Source organism: Pseudomonas sp. Marseille-P9899, from assembly GCF_903166565.1.
GTDB classification, from domain to species: domain Bacteria; phylum Pseudomonadota; class Gammaproteobacteria; order Pseudomonadales; family Pseudomonadaceae; genus Aquipseudomonas; species Aquipseudomonas huaxiensis.
The window spans coordinates 610,483-631,444 of sequence record NZ_CAESCG010000002.1; the positions used below are offsets into that span (position 1 = coordinate 610,483).

Consider the following 20,962-nt stretch of genomic DNA (forward strand, 5'->3'; position numbering starts at 1 on the left):
GGTTCAGCTTTGTCCGGCGGCGGCCTTGCGCGGCTCGGCGCTGGCGGCGAGGCGGCTGGACACCACGATCGCCAGGATAATCAGCGCGCCGCCCAGCAGCATGCGCGGGGTGGGCGTTTCGGCGAACAGCAGCCAGGCCATGGTGATGCCGTAGACCGGCTCAAGGGCGAACACCACCGCAGCGGTGCGTGCCTTGATCACCGCCAACGACGCGACGAACAGGCTGTGGGCGACGCCGGTGCAGAACACCCCGAGCAGGCCGATCCACAGCCAGTCCATCGCCGGGACTTCCGCCAGCGACGGCGCCGCGACCGGCAGCAGGCACAGGGCGACCACCAGGTTTTGGCACAACGCGGCCTGCACCGCGGGGATGCGCCCGCCGCCTGCGCGGTTGGTCAGCGACAACAACGAGAACAGCAAGCCCGAAAGCAGCGCCCAGAGCAGGCCCGCAGTGGCTTCGCTGGCGAGGTCGAAGTCGGGGGTGACCAGCACCAAACCGATGCTCACCAGCACCACCAACAGCAGTTCGTTACCGCGAATCCGCTCGCGGAACAGCAGGCCTTCGAGCATCACCGTGAAGGCCGGGAAGCTGGCGAAGCCCAGGGTGGCGATGGCCACACCACCGACTTTTACCGCGATGAAGAAGCTCACCCAATGCCCGGCCAGCAGCACGCCGCCCAGTCCCAGGCGGCGCCAGTCCTGGGCTTGCAGCGGCCGCCAGGCCGAGCCGGCGAGGCGGGCGAACAGGCCGAGGGCGAGCACCGCGAAGGCGGCGCGGCCGAACACGATGATCGAGGGCGCGGCACTGGCAAGCTTGCCGAAAACGCCGGTCAGGCCGAAAAACAGCGCGCCGATATGCAGGGCGCCGAGGGCGGTGCGGTGGTTCATGGGAGTCCTTGATGAGCAGGCGACAGCGTGGCCAGTGTAAGGCGGGCCACGTCGGGGTGTCTGTCGCGGTCCTCGCGTCAGTTGTCGCCAGACTCGCGGCGCAGCGCACCGGGGCTGCGACCGAAGGCCTTGAGCATGGCGGCGGCGAAGGCGCTCTGGGAACTGTAGCCAACCCGGCTGGCGATCTCGCCGACCGGCAAGGAGGTGGCTTGCAGCAATTGCCGGGCGCGCAGCAGGCGGCGCTGGCGAATGTAGTCCATCGGCGTGATGCCGCGCTCGGCGATGAAGCGGGCGTGCAGGCGTGCGCTGGACAACCCGGCCAGCCGCGCGAGGTCCGCGACCTGCAACGGATAGGCCGCGTACTGCTCGATATGGGCGTCGAAGCTGGCGTAGGGCAGTTCGCGCTGGACCGGGCTGGCGCTGGCAGCGGCATTCAAGCTGGCGAGCAACAGCACCGCGCCCTGGCGGGCAATCAGCGGATCGCTCACCGGGCTGTGGGCCAGCCAGTCCACCAATTGCTGCTGACGAGTGTCCAGCAGCAGCGGGCCGGGTCGTTCCAGCAGGCGGTGACAGTCACCCGCATGCGCGCCGAGGCTGCTGGCCAGCCAGTTGTCGGCGGGCACATCCAGCACCAGGCAATGGCTGCCGGTGTCGCTGCCGCACGTGTGGTGAGCGCCGGCGGGCACCACCATGAGGTCCTGGCGCTCGACCCGCGCGCCGCGCCCGTCCACTTCGAAATCCAGGCGCCCACGCAGGCCGAACACCAGTTGCGGGTGCTCGTGGCTGTGGGCGATAAGGTCATCGCGGTAGTGGCGCAGGGAGAGGATCGGGCCGCAGCTCATGGCGAGGGTCCAGGCGGGTGAAAGGCGCCAGTTTACTCCGCCGCGGCTGTCATGGGACTGCCGTATGGCTGTCATGTTCGATTAACCGCCGGCTGGCAAGCTCGCCCAAAGTCTGCCGGAGCCCCGCCCATGAACAGTGCCGCGTCGATCAAACCCTCGCGCAAGCAGCGCGTACGTACCCTGTGGATTTCCGACGTACACCTGGGCACCCGCGACTGTCAGGCCGAGCATCTGTCGCACTTTCTCAAGCGCTATCACGCCGACCGCATTTACCTGGTCGGCGACATCATCGACGGCTGGAAGCTGCGCGGCGGCATGTACTGGCCGCAGGCCCACACCAACGTGATTCGCCGCCTGCTGACCATGAGCAAGCGCGGCACCGAGGTGATCTACGTCACCGGCAACCACGACGAATTCCTCCGGCGCTACTCGAAACTGGTGCTGGGAAACATTCATCTGGTAGACCAGGCCGAGCACCTGACCGCCGACGGCCGCCGCCTGCTGGTGATCCATGGCGACCAGTTCGACGTCATCACCCGCTATCACCGCTGGCTGGCCTTCCTCGGCGACTCGGCCTACGAATTCACCCTGACCCTCAACCGCTGGCTGAACCACTGGCGGGCGCGCTACGGCTATGGCTACTGGTCGTTGTCGGCGTACCTGAAACACAAGGTCAAGAGCGCGGTGAACTTCATCAGCGACTTCGAGGAAGCCATCGCCCGCGAGTGTGTGAAACAGGGCTTTCATGGAGTGGTGTGCGGGCATATCCACCACGCCGAGATCCGCAAGGTCGGCGAGATCGACTACCTCAATTGCGGCGACTGGGTGGAGTCATGCACGGCGCTGATCGAGCACTGGGATGGCCAGATCGAGTTGTATCGGCTGGCAGATGACCAGGCGCGCCAGGCCGAGCTGGAAGCCTCGCGGCTGGCGGAGTCCGTGCAGGGCTGATTTCAGTCGGATGCCTAGGCTCTGTATGAAAAGCCTTGATACTCGGTGATGCTGCGTTGAAAACAGCCTCGGAATGCTCATTTACAACCAGTAAACTCCGCTTCCTCGGCTGTTTTCGCCTTGCCTGACCTTCGTCTCAAGGCTTTTCATACAGAGCCTAGAAGCTCACCTTCCCCAGCAGCATGTCGCGGTACATCGCGAAATCCCCCAACAGGCTGTAGAGCGGATAGCTGAAGGTGGCCGGGCGGTTCTTTTCGAAAAAGAAATGCCCGATCCAGGCAAATCCGTAGCCCGCGAACGGCACCGCCAGCAGCAACAGCCACTTGCCGCTGCCGATGGTGTAGGCGAGCAGGGCGATCACCAGCGTGGTGCCGACGAAGTGCAGGCGACGGCACGTGGGGTCGCTGTGCTCGCCCAGATAGTAGGGATAGAACTGGGCGAAGCTGTTGAAACGCTGCAGATTGTCCACGGCTTTAGCCTCCCTGTTCTTGTAAGTTTGCAACCTATAAGGCGTGGAGCCTGAACTGAGTCTAGAGTCAGTAGCTGTATCAGCAAGTGACAATAGGCGCCACTTTAGTATCCTTTGCGTCTCCCCAGAACCTGAGCCCGCCATGAACGAGAGAACCACGTCAGCAAGCTGGGCCTCCGGGATTGTCAAAGCGCTCGAGCTTGAGGGGCTGGACTGTCCCGCCCTGTTTCGCAAGCTTGGCCTGGATTTCACCGCGCTGGACGATCCCGACGCGCGCTTTACCCAGGACTCGATGACCCGCCTCTGGCAACTGGCCGAGGACTTGTCCGGCAACCACGCCATCGGCCTGAACATGGCCCGGGTGGTGCGGCCGGCGTCGTTTCATGTGGTGGGTTATGCGCTGATGTCGAGCCGCACGCTGGCCGAAGGTTTCGAGCGTCTGGTGCGTTATCAGCGAATCATTGCCGAGAGCTCGGACCTGAGCTTTCACCTCGGTCCGGAAGGCCACGCCCTGATCCTCACCGTCCACGGCGACCATCTGCCGCCGCCCCGCCACAGCTCTGAAGCGTCGCTGGCCTGTGCGTTGTCGCTGTGCACCTGGCTGAGCGGGCGGGTGATCCAGCCGCGGCGGGTGCTGATCCAGGGCCCGCAGCCGGACGACATCGAACCCTACAAGGCGGCCTTTCACTCGCCGCTGGTGTTTGGTGCGCCCTACGACGCGCTGATCTTCGACCCGCAAGACCTGCAGGCGCCGCTGCCCACCGCCAACGAGGCGATGGCGACCCTGCACGACCGTTTCGCTGGGGAATACATGGCGCGCTTTTCCGAAAGCCGGGTGACCCACCGCGCCCGCCAGGTGTTGTGCCGGGTGCTGCCGCAGGGCGAACCCAAGCGCGAACTCGTGGCCCAGGCGTTGCACCTGTCCCAGCGCACCTTGCAGCGTCGTTTGCAGGAGGAGGGCACCAGCTTTCAGGCCCTTCTGGATGATACTCGGCGCGAACTGGCCGAGCAGTACCTGGCCCAGCCGGGCATGACCCTGCTGGAAACGGCCTATTTGTTGGGATTCGCCGACCCGAGCAATTTCTTCCGGGCCTTTCGCCGCTGGTTCGATGTCACCCCCGGCGAATACCGCGCCCGCCGCCACGGACTGAACCAGCCCGAGGCGACGCCAGCGCCGGTCAGTGACGCCAGAACGCCGGCATACATAGAACCAGCACAGTAATGATCTCCAGGCGGCCGAGCAGCATGCCGCCGGCAAGGATCCATTTGGCCGCGTCTGGCAGGGTGGCGAAGTTGCCCGCCGGGCCGATGGTCTCGCCAAGGCCGGGGCCGACGCCGGACACGGTGCTGGCGGCGCCAGTCAGAGCGGTCATCCAGTCGACGCCGAGCAGCGACAGCAGCAGGGCGATCACGCAGATGGTGATGGCGAAGAAGAACGAGAAGGTCAGGATCGAACGGACGATTTCCTCGTCGAGCCGGTGACCGTTGTATTTCTGCTTGATCACCGCCCGCGGGTGGATCAACTGGTTCAGCGACGCCTTGAGCAGGATGTAGGCGACCTGGAAGCGGAAAATCTTGATGCCGCCGGCGGTCGAGCCCGAGCAGCCACCGATGAAGCCCAGGTAGAAGAACAGCATCAGCGAGAAGTTGCCCCACAGGCTGTAGTCGCCCAGGGCGAAACCGGTGGTGGTGACCACCGAGGTGACGTTCAGCGCGACGTGGCGCAGGGCGTCAAGCCAGTGCAGCTTGGTGGTGGCCCAGTACCAGGTGCCGAGCACCAGCCAGGTCACCACCAGCAACAGCAGCAAGCCCTGGACCTGCTGGTCCTTGATCAGCGCCTTGCGGTTGCCGCGCAGGGTCGCCACATACAGGGTGAACGGCACGCTGCCGCAGATCATCACCACCACCGCGACCCAATGCACGGCCGGCTGCTGCCACTTGGCCAGGGACAGGTCCGAGGTGGAGAACCCGCCGGTGGAAATCGCCGACATGGCGTGGTTGATCGCATCGAACGCGTTCATTCCCGCCAGCCAGAAGGCCAGGCCGCCGAGCGCGGTAATGCCGATGTACACCAGCACAATGGACTTGGCGACCATGTGCGAGCGCGGCATGACCTTCTCGGAGCGGTCTGATGATTCGGTCTGGAACAGGCGCATGCCACCGATGCGCAGCAGCGGCAGGATCGCCACCGCCATGCCGATGAAGCCGATACCGCCGAGCCAGTGCAGCAACGAGCGCCACATCAGGATCCCCGGCGACATGTTGTCCAGGCCGCTAAGCACCGTGGAGCCCGTGGCGGTAATACCGGACATGCTTTCGAAGAAGGCGTCGGTGTAGCTGATGTGCTGGGTCAGCAGGAACGGCAGCGCGGCGAAGATGCACACCACCAGCCAACTGCTGACGGTCAGCAGGTACATGTCCCGCGGGCGCAGATGCACGTGTTCCGGCCGGCCGGGAATCACCAGCGCGAGGCCCGCGATGAAGGTGATGAGGCTGGACCAGAGGAACGACGGCATGTCGCTGGTGCGTTCGAAGATGACCAGCGTCGCCATCGGCACGACCATGCTGACCGCCAGAGTGATGAGGAAGATGCCGATAATGAAACCGATGATCCTTAAGGTCGGCAACGCCATGTGATCTGCTCTGACTCGAAACGGAAGGGCGCCATTCTACCTGCGGGCCTTTTTAAGTAAACGTCGCTGTGGTGTTTGATCGGCAGGGCACTAGAATGGGCCCTCATTTTTCGACCTGGAGGGTAGCCGATGGAGGCTCTCGACGTTTTGCTCAACCGTGTTTCCGTTCCGCGCCTGACGGACCCGGCGCCCAACGCCGCCCAGCGTGAAGGCCTGTTCCAGGCGGCCTTGCGTGCACCGGATCACGGCCAGTTGCGGCCTTGGCGTTTCCTCACGGTCGAAGGCGAGGCGCGGGCCCGTCTGGGCGAGCTGTTCGCCGAAGTGGTCGCGCTCAAGGGCGATGCTACCGAAGCCGCTCTCGACAAGGCGCGCGCCATGCCTCTGCGGGCGCCGCTGCTGGTGCTGGTGATTGCCCGGACCCAGGAGCACTTCAAGGTGCCGGTGTCCGAGCAGGTGCTGGCGGCGGGGTGTGCCGCCCACGGGATTCTGCTGGCGGCCCATGCACAAGGCATCGGCGCGGTGTGGCGGACCGGCGAGATGGCCTACTCGGAGCATGTGGCCAAGGGCCTGGGGCTGGAAGCGGGGGAAGCGTTGATTGGCTTCCTGTACCTCGGCACGCCAATGGGTGAGCCGCGGACTGCGCCGGTATTGAAGACCGAGGACTTTGTCAGCGCCTGGGGTTGATTTCCGGGCTCATCGCGACGGCTCGGCGTGCCGAACCGTCGTGAACGCACAAATCAGGCACCCCCACCCGCCTGAACCGGCAATACCAGCGTCGCCACAAACCCGCCCTGCGGGTGATTGGCCAACTGCAAACTCCCGCCATGGCGCTCCGCCGCCCGCCGCGCAATCGCCAGGCCCAGACCATGTCCCGGCGCACTCTGTCCAGGTGCACGGAAAAACGGCTCGCCCAACTGCTCCAGATGCTCCGGCGCCACGCCCGGCCCGTGATCGCGCACGCTGATGACTATCCGCTCGCCCTCCTGTAATGCCGTGACCTCGATCGGCCAACCTTCCGGACTGAAGCGCAAGGCATTGCGCAGCAGGTTGTCCAGCGCCCGCTCCACCATCGTCGGCCAGCCCTGAAGCGTGAGGCCCGGGGCTTCCTGGATCTGGATCTCCTGCTCCGGCGCGCTCAGTTGCGCGTCCTTGCACACGCTGTTCAGCAGCGTATTGAGGTCTACGGGCTCTGCGTGGGCATGCTCGGCATCGACCCGCGCCAGCACCAGGATCTCGCTGATCAAGGCTTCCAGCCGGTCGCACTCGCGGGTCAGGCGTGGCCAGTAGGTTTCCCGCTGTTCCGGTTCCGCTCGCTCGGCCAAGGCCAGGGCGATGCGCAACCGTGCCAACGGCGAACGCAACTCGTGGGAAACGTCGCGCAACAGTTGGCGCTGGCTACCGATCAGGCTTTGCAGGCGCGAGCCCATGCGGTTGAAGTCGTTGGCCAGAACGCCGAATTCATCACGACGGCTGGCCAGCCGCGCCAGGCTGTTCTGCTGGTAGCTGGCCTGGCCGAGGTCATGTACCGCACCGCGCAGACGACTGAGCGGGCGGGTAATGGACAGCGTGACCAGCAGGCTGAACAGGGTCAGCACCACCAAGGTGATGCCCAGTGCACTCAGGGGCCAGATCAGGCTCTCGCGGTGCCAGGCATCCAGTTCGGGATGCGGGATGCGGTAAATCAACAGGTAGGTCGTGCCAGTGCCGGGGCTGGTGTATTCCTCGGTGAGGCGGCGCCAGGGCAGCGGGCGATCGTCATTGCCTTGCCGCGCTTCGAACACCGCCGCGCGGCGCGGGAACGTACCTGGTACCACGGCTTCGCCGGCCTCGTTGAGCACCTGCGTATCGATGTGGTAGCGGTGTTTGCGTTGTTCGAGGTAGCGCTGGGCGATTTCCGGGCCTTGCTGCTCGTAGCGTTCGGCCCAGTTTTTCGCCAGGACGTTGAGGCCCGGATGACGACTGAGAATCCAGGCGTCCTGGTTGAGTGTGTGCCCGAGCAGGATCGACAGACCGGCGACCAGGGCGATGGCGAGCCAGAAGCTGGCCAGGATACGCCAGAACAGTGAACGCAAGGGCAGTCCCTCTAATGACGGAAGCCCGGCCTGCATGAGCAGGCCGGGCGGGGGAGGTGTGACAGCTTACTGGGCCTTCTTGCCGTTTTCAGCTTTCCAGGCCTGGAACTGTTGCCATTCGGCGCGGCGTTCCTCGCGTTTCTTCTGCAGTTCGTCGAACTGCTTCTGTTGCTCTGGCTTGAGCAGGGCGCGAATGTCTGCCTGGGTCTTGTCCTGTTTGGCCTTGAGCTCGTCCTTCATGGCTTTCTGCTCGGCGGCTGGCAGTTTTTCCAGGTAGTGCTGGGTGACGTCGCGGCGGTTCTTCATTTCTTCGCCCATCAGCTTGCCAACTTGCTGGCGCTGTTCACGGCTCAGGTCCAGTTGGGCGAAAGGCGCGTCACCGCGGTGGTGCTCGCCGTGGCGTGGGCCAGGGCCTGGGCCGCCTTCGGGCATGGCCATGGCGACGGTTGGCAGGGCGGCAGCGAACATCAGGGCGATAAGGGTCTTGCGCATGGTGTCTCTCCTATCTGTAGGCCGGTCGTTACCGGATGTGGCCAGTTTATGGAGATCAAGGTCAGCGGCGGTCAGCCAAGGGTAAAGCCTGGGTAAAGACCGCCGCGAACCTGACTGACACAGCGCTTACAGGCTGTAGTAGTAGCCGCGGCTGCGCAGCGCGACGATGCGCGGGCGACCGTCAGGGTGGGGGCCGATCTTCTTGCGCAGGTTGCTGACGTGCATGTCCAGGCTGCGGTCGTAGAGGGTCAGTTTGCGGCCCAGGGCGATCTGCGCCAGTTCCTGCTTGTCCAGCGGTTCGCCGGGTTGGCGCAGCAGGGCTTCGAGGATGCGGCTTTCGGAGAGGGTCAGGGTCAGCTCGCGTTCGTCGATCTCGACCACGCCACGCGCCGGGCTGAAGTTCAGGTCGCCAATTTCAAGCTGGCTCGGTGCTGCGGGGGCATGGCTGCGGCGCAACACGGCGCGCAGGCGGGCGGTCAGTTCGCGAGGGTCGCAGGGTTTGGCCAGGTAATCGTCGGCGCCCAGTTCCAGGCCGAGGATGCGGTCCAGTGGTTCGCCGCGGGCGGAAAGCATCAGCACCGGCAGCTCGGGGTGCTCGCTGCGCAACTGCTTGAGCAACTCCAGGCCGCTGCCGTCGGGCAGCATCACATCCAGCACCACCGCCGCCGGGGCCTGCTCGGCCAGAGCTTTGCGGGCGCTTTGGCCATCGTGGCAGGCGCGGACCTGAAACCCTTCCTGGCTCAGCCAGTGGGCGAGCAGCTCGCAGAGTTCCTGGTCGTCGTCAATCAGTAACAGCTCACTCATGTCTCACTCAATTCAACCATTGCTTGCGCCTTCTGTGGCTACCGCTGACAAAGATACCGCAGAGCACGGCGATCAGGGTGACCGCACTGCCGATCACGAACCATTGCTGCTGATCGGTCAGCAGTTTAGGGGCCGTGCTGGCCTGGGACTCCTTGAGCATCAGCTTGAGGCGCTGGTTTTCCTGGCGTAGCCGGCCCAGTTGCGCGTTTTCGCGCTCGCTGTCGGTATTTTGCAGTTGCTGGGTCAGTGCTTCGCGTTGAAGCTCGCTCTCTTTCAGTCGCTGCTGCAACTCGGTGATCTGGCTGCCCGCACTCAGCGACAGCGGTGTGGCTTCTTCAGCCTGGGTGAGCGGGCTCAGCAACAACAGGCACAGCAGCATGGACAACGGACCTTGACGCATCGGAACTCCTGTAATTCCAGTCGAGTGTTCAGGGTGTTGTCGGCCGTGCGATGAGAATAATGAGCAACTGCCCCGATTAAAAGCGGGGACGGCGCGTCGGCCTTGGCCGGCGCGCCGTGGGTGTTACGGCAGGACTTGCTTGAAGGGCTTGACGATGACGTTGTCGTAGACGCCGGCGGCGATGTACGGGTCAGCGTCGGCCCAGGCCTGAGCGGCTTGCAGCGAGTCGAACTCGGCGACGATCAGGCTACCGCTGAAACCGGCGGCGCCCGGGTCGTTGCTGTCGATGGCCGGGTGCGGTCCGGCCAGGACGATGCGTCCCTCAGCCTTCAGTTGTTGCAGACGCTCCAGGTGCGCCGGGCGCGCGGCCAGGCGGTTGTCCAGCGAGTTGGCAACATCGGTGGCGATGATGGCGTAGAGCATGTCATTCCTCGGATTTTGGAGTGGAGGGATCGCTGTCGTGCATGTGACGGGACAGGTAGACACCCTGGCCGACCAGGAACAGCACGGTCATGCCCAGGCTGCCGAACACTTTGAAGTCGACCCAGAAGTCCTGGAACGTGAAGGCGACGAACAGGTTGGCCGCGCCGCAGATCAGGAAGAAGGCGATCCAGGCCAGGTTCAGGCGGGTCCAGACGGGGTCCGGCAGGGTCAGCGCGTGGCCCATGATGCGCTTGATCAGCACCTTGTCGCCGACGAAGTGACTGCCGAGGAACGCCAGGGCGAACAGCCAGTTGACCACCGGGGCTTTCCACTTGAGGAAGGTTTCGCTGTGGAAGGCCAGCGTCAGGCCGCCGAACACCAGGCAGGCGACCAGGGTCAGCCATTGGCCTTTTTCCAGCTTGCGCTGGCGGATGAGCAGGGTGCCGTAGACCACCAGCGAGCTGATGATCAGCACCGCGGTGGCGCTGTAGATGCCGCCCAGGCTGAAGCTCTGGCCGGCGACGTCGACGACGCGGGGATCGAGTTTGTAGACGATGAAAAACAGGAGCAGCGGGATGAAATCGATGAATTGTTTCACGGTGGCAGCCAGGAGCGGGATGTGTCGGCATAATAACAAACCTCAATGAGAGGGAAAGCGTCACCCCATGAATGTTGATCTGCACTGCCACAGCACCGCGTCAGACGGCTCGCTGACTCCCACCGATCTGGTTGCCCGCGCCTATGAACAGGGCGTCCGGATGATGGCTCTGACCGACCACGACACCCTCGAAGGCCAGCTTGAGGCCCGCGAGGCGATGCACGCGCGCGGCATGCAATGGGTCAGCGGGATCGAGCTGTCGTGTACCTGGTCGGGCGTCACCATCCACGTCCTGGGTTACGGATTCCCGCTGGATGCCCCGCCGTTGCTGGAGGCCGTCGAGTCCCTGCACCGCGGCCGCTGGCTGCGCGCCGAGGAAATCAGCCGGCGCCTGGCGGCCAAGGGCATGCCAGGCGCGCTGGAAGGCGCGCGGGCGATCCAGCAGGCCCTCGGCGACAGCGGCAACGCGCCGGCGCGCCCGCATTTCGCCGACTTCCTGATCAGCGCCGGCTACGTCAAGGACCGCGCCGAAGCGTTCCGCAAATGGCTCGGCGCCGGCAAGCTGGGTGACGTCAAGCTGCACTGGCCGACCCTCGACGACACGGTAGAGACCCTGCGCGCCGCTGGCGCCTGGGTCAGCCTGGCCCATCCGATGCATTACGAACTCACCCGCAGCAAGCGCCGCCGGCTGATTGCCGACTATATTCAAGCAGGGGGACAGGCGCTTGAAGTGGTCAACGGCATGCAGCCGGCCGAGCAGGTCGGCACGTTGTCCATCCTGACCCGTGAGTTCGGCCTGCTGGCCAGTGCTGGCAGCGACTTCCATGGCCCGGGCACCTGGTCCGAAATCGGTGTCTACCGGCCTCTGCCGGAGGATCTGCCACCTCTGTGGCGTCGATTCAAACATGAGCAGCCATCCGCGGCCGTCTGAACAGGAAGACAACGTGAGTCAATTTTTCCAGATACATCCGGAAAATCCGCAGCCGCGCCTGATAAAACAGGCGGTCGAGATTATCCGCAAGGGCGGGGTGGTGGTGTATCCGACCGACTCGTCCTACGCGATGGGTTGCCAGATCGGCGACAAGAATGCGGTGGAACGGGTCCGTCAGTTGCGCAAGCTGGACAAGAACCACAATTTCACGCTGATCTGCTGCGATATGTCGCAACTGGGGCTGTTCGCCAAGATCGATACCGGCACTTTCCGTCTGCTCAAGGCGCATGTGCCGGGGCCTTACACCTTCATCCTCAACGCTACCCGCGAGGTGCCGCGCCTGCTGTTGCATGAAAAGCGCCGTACCATCGGCCTGCGCGTGCCGGACCATCCCATCGCTCTTGCGCTGCTGGAAGAACTCGGCGAGCCGCTGATGAGCGTCAGTCTGGTGATGCCCGGCGAGTCCGAGCCGATGACCGATCCCTATGAAATGCGCCAGGCGCTCGAACACCACGTCGACCTGATCATCGACGGCGGTTTCGGCGGCCTGAAAGCCTCCACCGTGATCAATTTGTCCGGAGACGAGCCGGAAGTCATACGGGTCGGTTGCGGCGACCCCGCGCCTTTCATGGTCGAAGCGTGAGCATGGTCGAAGAGGTAGAGGTGCCGGTCGATCCCCAGGCCGGCGCCCAGCAGGAACTGCCGCTGGTCATGGTCTATGGCCAGGCCCTGACCGAAATGCCGGTGGACCTGTACATCCCGCCGGACGCCCTGGAAGTGTTCCTCGAAGCCTTCGAAGGCCCGTTGGACCTGCTGCTCTACCTGATCCGCAAGCAGAACGTCGACATCCTCGATATCCCGGTGGCGGAAATCACCCGCCAGTACATGGGCTATGTCGAGCTGATGAAAACCGTGCGCCTGGAACTGGCCGCCGAGTACCTGGTGATGGCGGCGATGCTGGCCGAGATCAAATCACGAATGCTCCTGCCGCGGGCCGAGCAGGCCGAGCAAGAAGAAGACGACCCGCGCGCCGAGCTGATTCGCCGCCTGCAGGAGTACGAGCGCTTCAAGGCCGCCGCCGAGGACATCGACCAACTGAGCCGGGTCGGCCGCGACATCATCGTGCCGCGCCTCGACGCCCCGCAGGCCAAGGCGCGCAAGCTGCTGCCGGATGTCTGCATCGAAGAAGTGCTGATGTCCATGGCCGAGGTGCTGCGCCGTAGTGACCTGTTCGAAAGCCACCAGATCAGCCGCGAGGCGCTGTCGACCCGCGAGCGCATGAGCGAAGTGCTTGAGCGCCTCAAAGGCGGCGGCTTCGTGCCGTTCGTCGAGCTGTTCACCGCAGAGGAGGGCAAGCTCGGCGTGGTGGTGACCTTCATGGCGATTCTTGAGCTGGTCAAGGAATCGCTGGTCGAACTCGTGCAGAATGAGCCCTTCGCGCCGATCCACGTCCGGGCCCGGGCAGAATGAATTCAAGAGCAACCGCATGAACCTGAACGACCCGCGCGATCTGGCGCCCCTGCTCGAAGCCTTCCTCCTGGCCTCGGGTAAACCGCAATCGCTGGAGCGGCTTTTCGAGTTGTTCGAAGAGGCCGAGCGCCCTGACTCCAGCGTATTCAAGGAAGCCCTCGAGGTGCTGCGCACCTCCTGCGCCGGGCGGGCCTTCGAACTGGTGGAGGTCGCTTCTGGTTATCGCCTGCAGATTCGCGAGACGTACGCGCCGTGGGTCGGCCGGCTCTGGGAAGAGCGTCCGCAGCGCTATTCCCGGGCATTGCTGGAGACCCTGGCGTTGATCGCCTATCGCCAGCCGATCACCCGCGGCGAGATCGAGGATGTGCGTGGCGTCGCGGTCAATACCAATATCGTCAAGACGCTGCTGGAGCGCGAATGGGTGCGGATCGTCGGCTACCGCGAGGTGCCTGGCCGGCCGGCGATGTTCGCCACCACCAAGGTTTTCCTCGACCACTTCAACCTGAAAAGCCTCGACGAATTGCCCTCCCTCGCTGAACTGCGGGAAATGGAGCCGGCGCCGATGCCGCCGATGGACCTGGACGACCTGCCCGTGCCCGCGCATTTGCAGGCCCTGGCCGATGCCAGCGGCGAGCCTGATGGCGAGGCGCCGGTGGAAGAAACCAGCTTCCGCACCTTGCTGGTGGAACTGGACGCAATGGAAGAAGGCTTGAAAACCGACTTCGACGACCTGCTGCGTGACCTGCCTTCAGCGCCTGAAGAAGCGGCGGATGAAGCGCTGGACGAAGACGACAGCCACGACGCGTTACCCGAAGCAACCCGCGACTGATCCACCGTCCGGCGCAAATGCGCGGCGCCGATGGCGATATAGCGCTACGCTCTGATGCGTTTGCGCCGGGATCAGCGTATGATTCGCGACCTTTTTGGTGCTTGGCGCACCAGAAGCCCAGATTTGAATCTCTACACCGGGAGGTGCCCAGATGAGTGAACAAGACCTGCAAGATAGCCCGCCACGTCCGTCCGGCGAAAAACTGCAAAAAGTACTCGCGCGCATTGGCGTGGGTTCGCGCCGTGACGTAGAAGCCTGGATCGGCGAAGGCCGCATCAAGGTCAACGGCGTTGTCTCCACCCTCGGCCAGCGTGTCGACCTGCACGACGCCATTTCCGTCGACGGTCGCCTGATCAAGCGCGAAGAAAAAGCCGAAGCCGTACGCCGCGTCATCATGTACAACAAGCCTGACGGCGAGATCTGCACCCGTGACGACCCGGAAGGCCGTCCGACCGTGTTCGACCGCCTGCCGCGGCCGAAAGAAGGCCGCTGGATCAACGTCGGCCGCCTCGACATCAACACCACTGGCCTGCTGCTGTTCACCACTGACGGCGAACTGGCCAACCGTTTGATGCACCCGTCCTACGAGATGGACCGCGAGTACGCCGTGCGCGTGCGCGGTGAAGTCGACGACGACATGATCGCCCGCCTCAAGGAAGGCGTAGTGCTGGAAGACGGTCCGGCACGCTTCACCGATATCCAGCAGGCGCCGGGCGGTGAAGGCTTCAACCACTGGTATCACTGCGTGGTGATGGAAGGCCGTAACCGTGAGGTTCGCCGCCTGTGGGAATCCCAGGGCCTGGTGGTCAGCCGCCTGAAGCGCGTGCGTTTCGGTCCGGTGTTCCTCAATTCCGACCTGCCGATGGGCCGCTGGCGCGAAATGAGCCAGGGCGAAATCGACATCCTGGCCGCCGAAGTGGGCCTGACCCCGGTAGCGATGCCAGCGATGAACGCCAAGGCCAAGGACAAGCTGGAGCGCATGCAGCGTAAATCCAGCAAGCCTGTGGGTCGTGGCGAGCGCGTGCGGACCCTGCGTCCGGCGAAGGACGGCGCCACCGAGCGTTCGCCGCGCCAGCCGCGCGACGATTCCGCGCGTAAAGGCCGCAGCACCGTTGCCGAACGTCCGAGCGACGTGCGCCGCAAGCCGGCTGGCGCGCCGAAGCGTCCAGGTGGCGGCGGTTCGGGTCGGGGCAAGCCTCGCTCTGAGTAAGGGCCGGGGAACAAAAGAGCCAACCTCTGAAAAAAAGCCAGTCAGTTAATCTGACTGGCATTTTTTATGCCCCAAGCAAACCGCGCATTACTTTTCGCTTAATGCGGCAAGTACATGCTCAGGATCGTTGTTGATCGCTCGGAGCAATGCACGGGCCGGGCCTTCAGGCTCTCGGCGCCCTTGCTCCCAATTGCGTAGCGTTCCTACTGCAACATCAATGTGCTTGGCGAACATGGCCTGCGAAAGTCCAGTTGCTTGGCGGATCTTCTTCACTTGAACCGCGTCTATGTGGAATTCACGGGACGGCTGGCGTTCCCCGCGATCGATCTCATCCATCTGCGTCATGCTTTCCACAAGACGATCGAAGAGATTCTTTTCCATTATTTCCACCCTTTGTTAAGTGCGCGTAGTTGCGCTTTCTGACTATCAGACAAGGTATCCAGAATTCCTTTGCGATATATCAGAATCATTCGTATCTGAAACGCCGAGGTGACGTGGTAGTAGATCACCCTTACGCCACCACTCTTGCCTTTGCCTTTGGCTGCCCAGCGGATTTTCCGCAGGCCACCCGTTTCCTCAAGAAGAGCTCCGGCCGCAGGGTGCTTTGCGAGATAGCTCTGCAGAGCCCGGTACTCTTCATCGTCCAAATGCTCCTTCAGGTCGGAGGTGAAAATGGGTGTTTCGATGAAGATCATGCAATCCCTGCTATACGTCATTGGCGTAGTCGGATGATAGGGGGCGACTCAAAACTCTACAAGCATCCGCATGTGGTGTTTCCTGCTCAGGAGACGAGTGGTGTGAGGGGCTCCGGCCAGCACCAGCGCCGATAAGCCTTCCTTGGCCACCTAACAATCTCTCCCTGGCAATTTTTTGAACCACTTTGTAAATAATTTGTTACGAGGTCGGGCCGCTTCTCCAGCCAATCCGCAGCGCCATTCGTCTTGTAAACATTCCGTGCCGAAAATCCCCTTCCGACCCGCTTTACGTTCGCGTCAACACCTTGCTCCAGCCCCCGTAGCACGGTGTTATGTGCGCCATTGCCATGTGCCTGACCCGCCGCAGAGTGGGGCAGAAAAAAACAACAAAAACGGAGGGCGCCATGTACGCCATTCACCATCCCAGGCTTCATTTCTCCCGCTGGAACGCTGCGTGCCGTCAACAGAACGTTACGCGATGTGTTGACCCTTACGTCAATGCAAGGGTATACAGTGCGCCGCGTTTTACCTGTGACCCTATTGCGTACCGCGCAACCTTGCTGATTCCAGGCTGAGCGACCGGGCCCCATTGCCCGTGTCGAACCGCCCGTTTTCAAGCGCCAAGGTAACCACCTTGTCAATTCCGCTGCGCCACGAGCGTGGTGGGTCCGATCCCGTCACAGATAAAAACAACAGGTGACTTCGTTCATGAGTGGACAAAACCCACATTCAGGTGAGCTCAAGCGCGGCCTGAAAAATCGCCACATCCAGTTGATCGCCCTCGGCGGTGCAATCGGTACCGGTCTGTTCCTCGGCTCGGCCGGGGTGATGAAATCGGCCGGCCCGTCGATGATTCTCGGTTACGCCATCTGCGGCTTCATCGCCTTCATGATCATGCGCCAGCTCGGCGAGATGATCGTCGAAGAGCCGGTCGCCGGCTCCTTCAGCCACTTCGCGCACAAATACTGGGGCGGTTTCGCCGGCTTCCTGTCGGGCTGGAACTGCTGGATGCTGTACATCCTCGTGGGCATGTCCGAACTGACTGCGGTCGGCAAATACATTCACTACTGGTGGCCGGAGATCCCGACCTGGGCCTCGGCCGCGGCGTTCTTCATCCTGATCAACGCGATCAACCTGGCTAACGTGAAGGTGTTCGGCGAGGCCGAATTCTGGTTCGCCATCATCAAGGTCCTGGCCATCGTCGGCATGATCGCCCTGGGCAGCTACATGCTGGTCAGCGGCAGCGGCGGCCCTGAGGCTTCGGTCAGCAACCTGTGGGAACACGGCGGGTTCTTCCCCAATGGCGTTGGCGGTCTGGTGATGGCCCTGGCGATCATCATGTTCTCCTTCGGCGGCCTGGAAATGCTCGGTTTCACCGCAGCCGAGGCCGACAAGCCGAAGACCGTGATCCCGAAAGCGATCAACCAGGTCATCTACCGCATCCTGATTTTCTACATCGGTGCCTTGGTCGTGCTGCTGTCGTTGACCCCTTGGAACAGCCTGGTGGCCAACATCGACGCGTCCGGCGGTTCCTACAGCGGCAGCCCGTTCGTCCACGTGTTCTCGATGCTGGGCAGCAACACCGCGGCGCACATCCTCAACTTCGTGGTCCTGACTGCGGCGCTGTCGGTGTACAACAGCGGCACCTACTGCAACGCTCGCATGCTCTACGGCATGGCCGAGCAGGGTGATGCCCCGGCGGGCCTGGCGAAGATCGACAAACGCGGCGTGCCCGTGCGTTCGATCCTGGCGTCGGCGACGGTGACCCTGGTGGCGGTGCTGCTCAACTACTTCATGCCGCAGCACGCGCTGGAAATGCTGATGTCGCTGGTGGTCGCGGCGCTGGTGATCAACTGGGCGATGATCAGCTACTCGCACCTGAAATTCCGCCAGCATATGGACCGCACTGGCCAGAAGGCGCTGTTCAAAGCCTTGTGGTACCCCTACGGCAACTACATCTGCCTGGCGTTCGTGGTGCTGATCCTCGGCATCATGCTGCTGATCCCGGGCATCCGTAATTCGGTGTACGCGATTCCGGTCTGGTTGCTGGTGATGTGGGTGGGCTATGTGCTCAAGAGCAAGCGTTCCGCAGCGGCGCCTGCCGTGAGCACGGCGGTCAAGTAAGCTTGGGCGTGGCGGTTCGGTGCGCCGAACCGCCGCGAGAAGCCCCAAAACCAGCAACACCGAGTATCCTGACGCCCAGCCACCGATCTGGGCGTTTCCATGCTTGTCCTCTCCAACACTGTCCACATCCCCGACGAAGAAATCGAGTTGAATGCCATCCGCGCGCAAGGCGCGGGCGGGCAGAACGTCAACAAGGTTTCCAGCGCCGTGCACCTGCGTTTCGACAGCCAGGCGTCTTCCTTGCCGCCGTTCTACAAGGAACGTCTGCTGCAGGTCAGTGACAGCCGGATCACCCGCGACGGCGTGATCGTGATCAAGGCCCAGCAACACCGCACCCAGGAGCAGAACCGCGCCGATGCCCTCGAGCGCTTGCGCGAGCTGATTCTTGCGGCGGTCAAGGTGGAAAAGAAACGGCGACCCACGCGCCCGACCCTGGGCTCCAAGACCCGGCGTCTGGACACCAAGAGCAAGCGTGGGGTAATCAAGGCAGGCCGCGGAAAAATCGACTACTGATACGCGAAAGGACTCTCATGGCTTCTGAACGGAATCTGACCTGGCACCCGACTGCCCTCGATCCTGCCACCCGCAACGCCAGCGGCCAGCGCCCGCTGACCCTCTGGTTCACCGGTTTCAGTGGTTCGGGCAAAAGCACCCTGGCCTTTGCCATGGAGCGCGTGCTGGTCGGGCAGGGCATTGCCTGCTGCGTGCTGGATGGCGACAACATCCGTCATGGCCTGTGCAGCGACCTGGGTTTCGATGCCCACAGCCGGACGGAAAACATTCGGCGAGTGGCGGAGGTGGCGCGGTTGATGAACGATGCCGGGCTGGTGGTGATGGCCGCATTCATTTCGCCCTATCGACGTGATCGCGACACCGCGCGGGGGATCATCGGCGCTGAGCGCTTTCACGAAATCCACGTCAGTGCGCCACTCGACGTATGCGAGGAGCGTGATCCCAAAGGGCTGTATCGCAAGGCGCGGGCGGGGGTGTTGAGTGGGTTTACCGGGATCGATGATCCCTACGAAGCGCCGCTGACGCCGGACGAGGCGCTGAATACCGACAGCCTGTCGCTGGAGCGTTGCATGGAGATTCTGCTGGCGCGGGTGCGCGGGGGAGGTTGTTCTTGAGCGTGTGAAAACCGGTTGGTGGGGTGGTCCCCCGTTAACCGAGGTTTTCACACGTCCTGTGGTGCGCGGTTATTCCTGGTCGGCGCTCGGGTTTTCGTCGCCTTGTGGTTCAGCCGCTTGGGCTGTTTCGGCGCTGTGAGTGGCGGGCGTCTGTTCGACGGGGTTCAGGCTTGGGAAGGGAAGATTCGGGATTTCATGCATCTCGTCGTTCCTCGCAAGTTCGATAGTTGAAAGATTACGCGATGGCGCGTGGTTGGCTCCTGAGAAGCCGGGGGCAGGATACAGCAGTCTGCGTGACAGAATGAATTTTCCTGCTGTTTGGTAGGAAAATTACAACATTTGAGCTGTGAAGCTCGCTCCCGCGCACCGGGTGTGCGTAGGAGCGAGCTTGCTCGCGATGGCGGTGTTAACCCGCGACGACCTTAGCCACAGACGTCCGCGATCGCCGCCGCCAGCACATCCAGTCGGGCTTCGTCCGCGCCGGCGACGTTCGCCCGCCCGGTGCTCACCATGTAGATGCTGTGCCGTTCCCGCAGTGCCGCCACGTGCTGTGGCGACAGTCCGGTGTAGGAAAACATCCCGCGTTGCTCAGCGATATGGGCAAATCGCTCGCCCAGGCCGTGGGGCTTCAGCGCGTCCACCAGACCGACCCGCAGCTGGGCGATCCGCTGGCGCATGGCTTCAACTTCTTCGATCCACAGGCTTTTCAGCGCCGGGTCACCGAGAATCTCCGCGACCACCGCCGCGCCGTGATCCGGCGGGGTGGACCACAGGTTGCGGGCGATGAACGCCAGCTGGCTGCGCACATCCAGCAACTTCTGCGCATCAATGCTGCACACCAGCAGGGCGCCGGTGCGTTCACGGTAAAGGCCGAAGTTCTTCGAGCAGGAACTGGTGATCAGCAACTCGGGCAGTTCGGCGGCAAACAGCCGCACGGCCCAGGCGTCCTCTTCCAGTCCGTCGCCGAAGCCCTGGTAGGCGAAGTCGATCAGCGGCAGCAGCGAGCGCCGGCGCACCACCTCCAGCACCGCCTGCCAGTCATCCCGCGACAGGTCGAAGCCGGTCGGGTTGTGACAGCAGGCGTGCAGCAGGACGATATCGCCCTCCGGCGCCGTCTCCAGCGCGGCGAGCATGCCGGCGACATTCAGACGGTTGTCCGCGCCGACATAAGGGTAGTGGCTGACCGTGAGGCCGGCGCTGGCGAAGATAGTTTCGTGAATCGGCCAGGTCGGGTCGCTGAGCCAGATGCCGCGGCCAGGCAGGCACTGGCGGGCGAATTCCGCAGCCAGGCGGAGAGCGCCGGTGCCGCCCGGGGTCTGGGTGGCGCCGACGCGCTGTTCGGTCAGCAATGGCGAGGCGCTGCCCAGCACCAGTTCGCAGAGCAGCCGACCGAACGCGGCATCGCCGTGTCCGCCGACGTAACTCTTGCTGGCCTGCCGATCGACCAGACGCTGCTCCGCCTGTTTCACCGCCGCCGGCACGGGCGTCAGGCCCTGGGCGTCCTTGAACACGCCGACACCCAGGTCGAACTTGGCGGGATTGCTGTCCTTGGCGTACGCCTCCATGAGGCCGAGGATCGGGTCACCCGGAACCCGGGTGATGGCCTCGAAGTGCATCACTTGCGGCCTTCGGCGGTCTGGGCGACCTCGTCGGTGCGCGCGGCCATGATGAAGTCGTTACGGTGCAGGCCCTTGATCGAGTGGCTCCACCAGGTGACGGTGACTTTGCCCCACTCGGTCAGCAGGCCTGGGTGATGGCCTTCGGCTTCGGAGATTTCGCCGACGGCGTTGGTGAAGGCCAGGGCGTGCTTGAAATTCTTGAACAGGAAGACTTTTTCCAGCTGCATGATCCCGTCGCGGACTTCGATGTTCCAGTCAGGAATCTGCGCGATCAGTGCTGGCAGTTCGTCGTCGCTGACTTTCGGCGCATCGGCGCGGCAGGCTTCGCAGTGGGCTTGGTTCAAGGCGTTCATAAGGTTTTCCGCAAGTGGATTGTTATAGGTGT

The 20,962-nt window shown here is 63.4% G+C and carries 26 protein-coding genes; 11 read left to right on the top strand and 15 right to left on the bottom strand.

What is annotated here, in order from left to right; genetic code table 11:
* Positions 1-3: 3 nt before the first annotated feature.
* Entirely contained in the window at positions 4-888 is an 885-nt protein-coding gene (locus HWV67_RS12060; RefSeq protein WP_175651394.1) for a DMT family transporter, read from the bottom strand.
* Positions 889-965: 77 nt separating this feature from the next.
* Positions 966-1,730 (bottom strand): AraC family transcriptional regulator, encoded by a 765-nt coding sequence (locus HWV67_RS12065; RefSeq protein ID WP_175651930.1) that lies wholly within the window; start codon positions 1,728-1,730, stop codon positions 966-968.
* Positions 1,731-1,859: 129 nt separating this feature from the next.
* Here HWV67_RS12065 and HWV67_RS12070 point away from each other — a divergent pair, with 129 nt between their 5' ends.
* Positions 1,860-2,681 (top strand): UDP-2,3-diacylglucosamine diphosphatase, encoded by an 822-nt coding sequence (locus tag HWV67_RS12070; protein ID WP_175651395.1) that lies wholly within the window; start codon positions 1,860-1,862, stop codon positions 2,679-2,681.
* A 157-nt stretch (positions 2,682-2,838) separates the two neighbouring features.
* On the opposite strand, the gene HWV67_RS12075 is transcribed toward HWV67_RS12070, so the two are convergent.
* Positions 2,839-3,150: a DUF962 domain-containing protein gene (locus HWV67_RS12075; RefSeq protein WP_175651396.1), complete on the bottom strand. Its 312-nt coding sequence runs from the start codon at positions 3,148-3,150 to the stop codon at positions 2,839-2,841.
* A 142-nt stretch (positions 3,151-3,292) separates the two neighbouring features.
* Here HWV67_RS12075 and HWV67_RS12080 point away from each other — a divergent pair, with 142 nt between their 5' ends.
* Complete coding sequence (locus HWV67_RS12080; RefSeq protein ID WP_175651397.1) at positions 3,293-4,372, top strand: AraC family transcriptional regulator; 1,080 nt, start codon at positions 3,293-3,295, stop codon at positions 4,370-4,372.
* On the opposite strand, the gene HWV67_RS12085 is transcribed toward HWV67_RS12080, so the two are convergent.
* Entirely contained in the window at positions 4,329-5,783 is a 1,455-nt protein-coding gene (locus HWV67_RS12085; RefSeq protein ID WP_175651398.1) for a TrkH family potassium uptake protein, read from the bottom strand. The two genes, HWV67_RS12080 and HWV67_RS12085, sit on opposite strands and share 44 nt — an antisense overlap.
* Before the next feature lie 129 nt (positions 5,784-5,912).
* On the opposite strand from HWV67_RS12085, the gene HWV67_RS12090 reads away from it, so the two are divergent.
* The gene (locus tag HWV67_RS12090) at positions 5,913-6,467 is read left to right on the top strand and encodes a nitroreductase family protein (RefSeq protein ID WP_175651399.1); all 555 of its coding nucleotides are present in this window, start codon (positions 5,913-5,915) and stop codon (positions 6,465-6,467) included.
* Positions 6,468-6,520: 53 nt separating this feature from the next.
* Here HWV67_RS12090 and HWV67_RS12095 read toward each other — a convergent pair whose 3' ends face one another.
* The 6 genes from HWV67_RS12095 to HWV67_RS12120 form a co-directional block, all read right to left on the bottom strand.
* Positions 6,521-7,861: a sensor histidine kinase gene (locus HWV67_RS12095; RefSeq protein ID WP_175651931.1), complete on the bottom strand. Its 1,341-nt coding sequence runs from the start codon at positions 7,859-7,861 to the stop codon at positions 6,521-6,523.
* Positions 7,862-7,921: 60 nt separating this feature from the next.
* Positions 7,922-8,347 (bottom strand): LTXXQ domain protein, encoded by a 426-nt coding sequence (locus tag HWV67_RS12100; protein ID WP_175651400.1) that lies wholly within the window; start codon positions 8,345-8,347, stop codon positions 7,922-7,924.
* A gap of 126 nt (positions 8,348-8,473) precedes the next feature.
* Entirely contained in the window at positions 8,474-9,151 is a 678-nt protein-coding gene (locus HWV67_RS12105) for a response regulator transcription factor (protein ID WP_095156810.1), read from the bottom strand.
* 7 nt (positions 9,152-9,158) lie between these two features.
* Entirely contained in the window at positions 9,159-9,551 is a 393-nt protein-coding gene (locus HWV67_RS12110) for a translation initiation factor 2 (RefSeq protein WP_175651401.1), read from the bottom strand.
* Positions 9,552-9,674: 123 nt separating this feature from the next.
* Positions 9,675-9,974: a YciI family protein gene (locus HWV67_RS12115; RefSeq protein WP_175651402.1), complete on the bottom strand. Its 300-nt coding sequence runs from the start codon at positions 9,972-9,974 to the stop codon at positions 9,675-9,677.
* 1 nt (position 9,975) lies between these two features.
* Positions 9,976-10,572, bottom strand: a complete 597-nt coding sequence (locus HWV67_RS12120) for a septation protein A (protein ID WP_218585599.1) — start codon at positions 10,570-10,572, stop codon at positions 9,976-9,978.
* Positions 10,573-10,639: 67 nt separating this feature from the next.
* Between HWV67_RS12120 and HWV67_RS12125 the strand changes: the two genes are divergently transcribed.
* The 5 genes from HWV67_RS12125 (at position 10,640) to rluB (ending at position 15,012) form a co-directional block, all read left to right on the top strand.
* The gene (locus tag HWV67_RS12125) at positions 10,640-11,503 is read left to right on the top strand and encodes a PHP domain-containing protein (protein ID WP_095156814.1); all 864 of its coding nucleotides are present in this window, start codon (positions 10,640-10,642) and stop codon (positions 11,501-11,503) included.
* A 13-nt stretch (positions 11,504-11,516) separates the two neighbouring features.
* Complete coding sequence (locus HWV67_RS12130; RefSeq protein ID WP_095157119.1) at positions 11,517-12,146, top strand: L-threonylcarbamoyladenylate synthase; 630 nt, start codon at positions 11,517-11,519, stop codon at positions 12,144-12,146.
* Positions 12,147-12,274: 128 nt separating this feature from the next.
* Positions 12,275-12,973, top strand: coding sequence for a segregation and condensation protein A (locus tag HWV67_RS12135; protein ID WP_175651932.1), 699 nt, complete (start codon positions 12,275-12,277; stop codon positions 12,971-12,973).
* A 16-nt stretch (positions 12,974-12,989) separates the two neighbouring features.
* On the top strand, positions 12,990-13,802 hold the full coding sequence (gene scpB, locus HWV67_RS12140; RefSeq protein WP_175651404.1) for an SMC-Scp complex subunit ScpB: 813 nt from the start codon (positions 12,990-12,992) through the stop codon (positions 13,800-13,802).
* A gap of 151 nt (positions 13,803-13,953) precedes the next feature.
* Positions 13,954-15,012 carry a 23S rRNA pseudouridine(2605) synthase RluB gene (gene rluB, locus HWV67_RS12145; protein ID WP_175651405.1) on the top strand — a complete coding sequence of 353 codons (1,059 nt, stop codon included), beginning with the start codon at positions 13,954-13,956 and terminating at the stop codon, positions 15,010-15,012.
* 87 nt (positions 15,013-15,099) lie between these two features.
* Here the strand turns inward: rluB and HWV67_RS12150 are convergent, their stop codons facing one another.
* Together HWV67_RS12150 and HWV67_RS12155 are read right to left on the bottom strand one after the other, a co-directional pair.
* Positions 15,100-15,393 (bottom strand): helix-turn-helix domain-containing protein, encoded by a 294-nt coding sequence (locus HWV67_RS12150; RefSeq protein ID WP_175651406.1) that lies wholly within the window; start codon positions 15,391-15,393, stop codon positions 15,100-15,102.
* The gene (locus HWV67_RS12155) at positions 15,393-15,707 is read right to left on the bottom strand and encodes a hypothetical protein (protein WP_175651407.1); all 315 of its coding nucleotides are present in this window, start codon (positions 15,705-15,707) and stop codon (positions 15,393-15,395) included. The genes HWV67_RS12150 and HWV67_RS12155 overlap by 1 nt, the downstream gene beginning before the upstream one ends.
* Positions 15,708-16,415: 708 nt before the next feature.
* Between HWV67_RS12155 and HWV67_RS12160 the strand changes: the two genes are divergently transcribed.
* From HWV67_RS12160 to cysC, 3 genes are all read left to right on the top strand, one after another.
* Positions 16,416-17,831: an amino acid permease gene (locus tag HWV67_RS12160; protein ID WP_175651408.1), complete on the top strand. Its 1,416-nt coding sequence runs from the start codon at positions 16,416-16,418 to the stop codon at positions 17,829-17,831.
* 99 nt (positions 17,832-17,930) lie between these two features.
* Complete coding sequence (arfB, locus tag HWV67_RS12165) at positions 17,931-18,344, top strand: alternative ribosome rescue aminoacyl-tRNA hydrolase ArfB (RefSeq protein WP_175651409.1); 414 nt, start codon at positions 17,931-17,933, stop codon at positions 18,342-18,344.
* A 17-nt stretch (positions 18,345-18,361) separates the two neighbouring features.
* Positions 18,362-18,958, top strand: coding sequence for an adenylyl-sulfate kinase (gene cysC, locus HWV67_RS12170; protein ID WP_175651410.1), 597 nt, complete (start codon positions 18,362-18,364; stop codon positions 18,956-18,958).
* A 69-nt stretch (positions 18,959-19,027) separates the two neighbouring features.
* Here cysC and HWV67_RS31680 read toward each other — a convergent pair whose 3' ends face one another.
* The 3 genes from HWV67_RS31680 to HWV67_RS12180 form a co-directional block, all read right to left on the bottom strand.
* Positions 19,028-19,159 (bottom strand): hypothetical protein, encoded by a 132-nt coding sequence (locus HWV67_RS31680; RefSeq protein ID WP_256680101.1) that lies wholly within the window; start codon positions 19,157-19,159, stop codon positions 19,028-19,030.
* A 221-nt stretch (positions 19,160-19,380) separates the two neighbouring features.
* Entirely contained in the window at positions 19,381-20,574 is a 1,194-nt protein-coding gene (locus HWV67_RS12175) for an amino acid aminotransferase (RefSeq protein WP_175651411.1), read from the bottom strand.
* Positions 20,574-20,930 carry a 4a-hydroxytetrahydrobiopterin dehydratase gene (locus tag HWV67_RS12180; protein WP_110969543.1) on the bottom strand — a complete coding sequence of 119 codons (357 nt, stop codon included), beginning with the start codon at positions 20,928-20,930 and terminating at the stop codon, positions 20,574-20,576. The genes HWV67_RS12175 and HWV67_RS12180 overlap by 1 nt, the downstream gene beginning before the upstream one ends.
* Positions 20,931-20,962: the final 32 nt, after the last annotated feature.

Bases quoted from the DNA above. Each gene is read 5' to 3' on its own strand.
- HWV67_RS12155 (WP_175651407.1), bottom strand. From the start codon at position 15,707: ATGATCTTCATCGAAACACCCATTTTCACCTCCGACCTGAAGGAGCAT.
- HWV67_RS12150 (WP_175651406.1), bottom strand. From the start codon at position 15,393: ATGGAAAAGAATCTCTTCGATCGTCTTGTGGAAAGCATGACGCAGATG.
- HWV67_RS31680 (WP_256680101.1), bottom strand. From the start codon at position 19,159: ATGCATGAAATCCCGAATCTTCCCTTCCCAAGCCTGAACCCCGTCGAA.
- rluB (WP_175651405.1), top strand. From the start codon at position 13,954: ATGAGTGAACAAGACCTGCAAGATAGCCCGCCACGTCCGTCCGGCGAA.
- cysC (WP_175651410.1), top strand. From the start codon at position 18,362: ATGGCTTCTGAACGGAATCTGACCTGGCACCCGACTGCCCTCGATCCT.
- HWV67_RS12160 (WP_175651408.1), top strand. From the start codon at position 16,416: ATGAGTGGACAAAACCCACATTCAGGTGAGCTCAAGCGCGGCCTGAAA.
- HWV67_RS12105 (WP_095156810.1), bottom strand. From the start codon at position 9,151: ATGAGTGAGCTGTTACTGATTGACGACGACCAGGAACTCTGCGAGCTG.
- HWV67_RS12175 (WP_175651411.1), bottom strand. From the start codon at position 20,574: ATGCACTTCGAGGCCATCACCCGGGTTCCGGGTGACCCGATCCTCGGC.
- HWV67_RS12115 (WP_175651402.1), bottom strand. From the start codon at position 9,974: ATGCTCTACGCCATCATCGCCACCGATGTTGCCAACTCGCTGGACAAC.
- HWV67_RS12090 (WP_175651399.1), top strand. From the start codon at position 5,913: ATGGAGGCTCTCGACGTTTTGCTCAACCGTGTTTCCGTTCCGCGCCTG.
- HWV67_RS12065 (WP_175651930.1), bottom strand. From the start codon at position 1,730: ATGAGCTGCGGCCCGATCCTCTCCCTGCGCCACTACCGCGATGACCTT.
- HWV67_RS12060 (WP_175651394.1), bottom strand. From the start codon at position 888: ATGAACCACCGCACCGCCCTCGGCGCCCTGCATATCGGCGCGCTGTTT.
- HWV67_RS12080 (WP_175651397.1), top strand. From the start codon at position 3,293: ATGAACGAGAGAACCACGTCAGCAAGCTGGGCCTCCGGGATTGTCAAA.
- HWV67_RS12180 (WP_110969543.1), bottom strand. From the start codon at position 20,930: ATGAACGCCTTGAACCAAGCCCACTGCGAAGCCTGCCGCGCCGATGCG.
- scpB (WP_175651404.1), top strand. From the start codon at position 12,990: ATGAACCTGAACGACCCGCGCGATCTGGCGCCCCTGCTCGAAGCCTTC.
- arfB (WP_175651409.1), top strand. From the start codon at position 17,931: ATGCTTGTCCTCTCCAACACTGTCCACATCCCCGACGAAGAAATCGAG.
- HWV67_RS12070 (WP_175651395.1), top strand. From the start codon at position 1,860: ATGAACAGTGCCGCGTCGATCAAACCCTCGCGCAAGCAGCGCGTACGT.
- HWV67_RS12100 (WP_175651400.1), bottom strand. From the start codon at position 8,347: ATGCGCAAGACCCTTATCGCCCTGATGTTCGCTGCCGCCCTGCCAACC.
- HWV67_RS12125 (WP_095156814.1), top strand. From the start codon at position 10,640: ATGAATGTTGATCTGCACTGCCACAGCACCGCGTCAGACGGCTCGCTG.
- HWV67_RS12085 (WP_175651398.1), bottom strand. From the start codon at position 5,783: ATGGCGTTGCCGACCTTAAGGATCATCGGTTTCATTATCGGCATCTTC.
- HWV67_RS12110 (WP_175651401.1), bottom strand. From the start codon at position 9,551: ATGCGTCAAGGTCCGTTGTCCATGCTGCTGTGCCTGTTGTTGCTGAGC.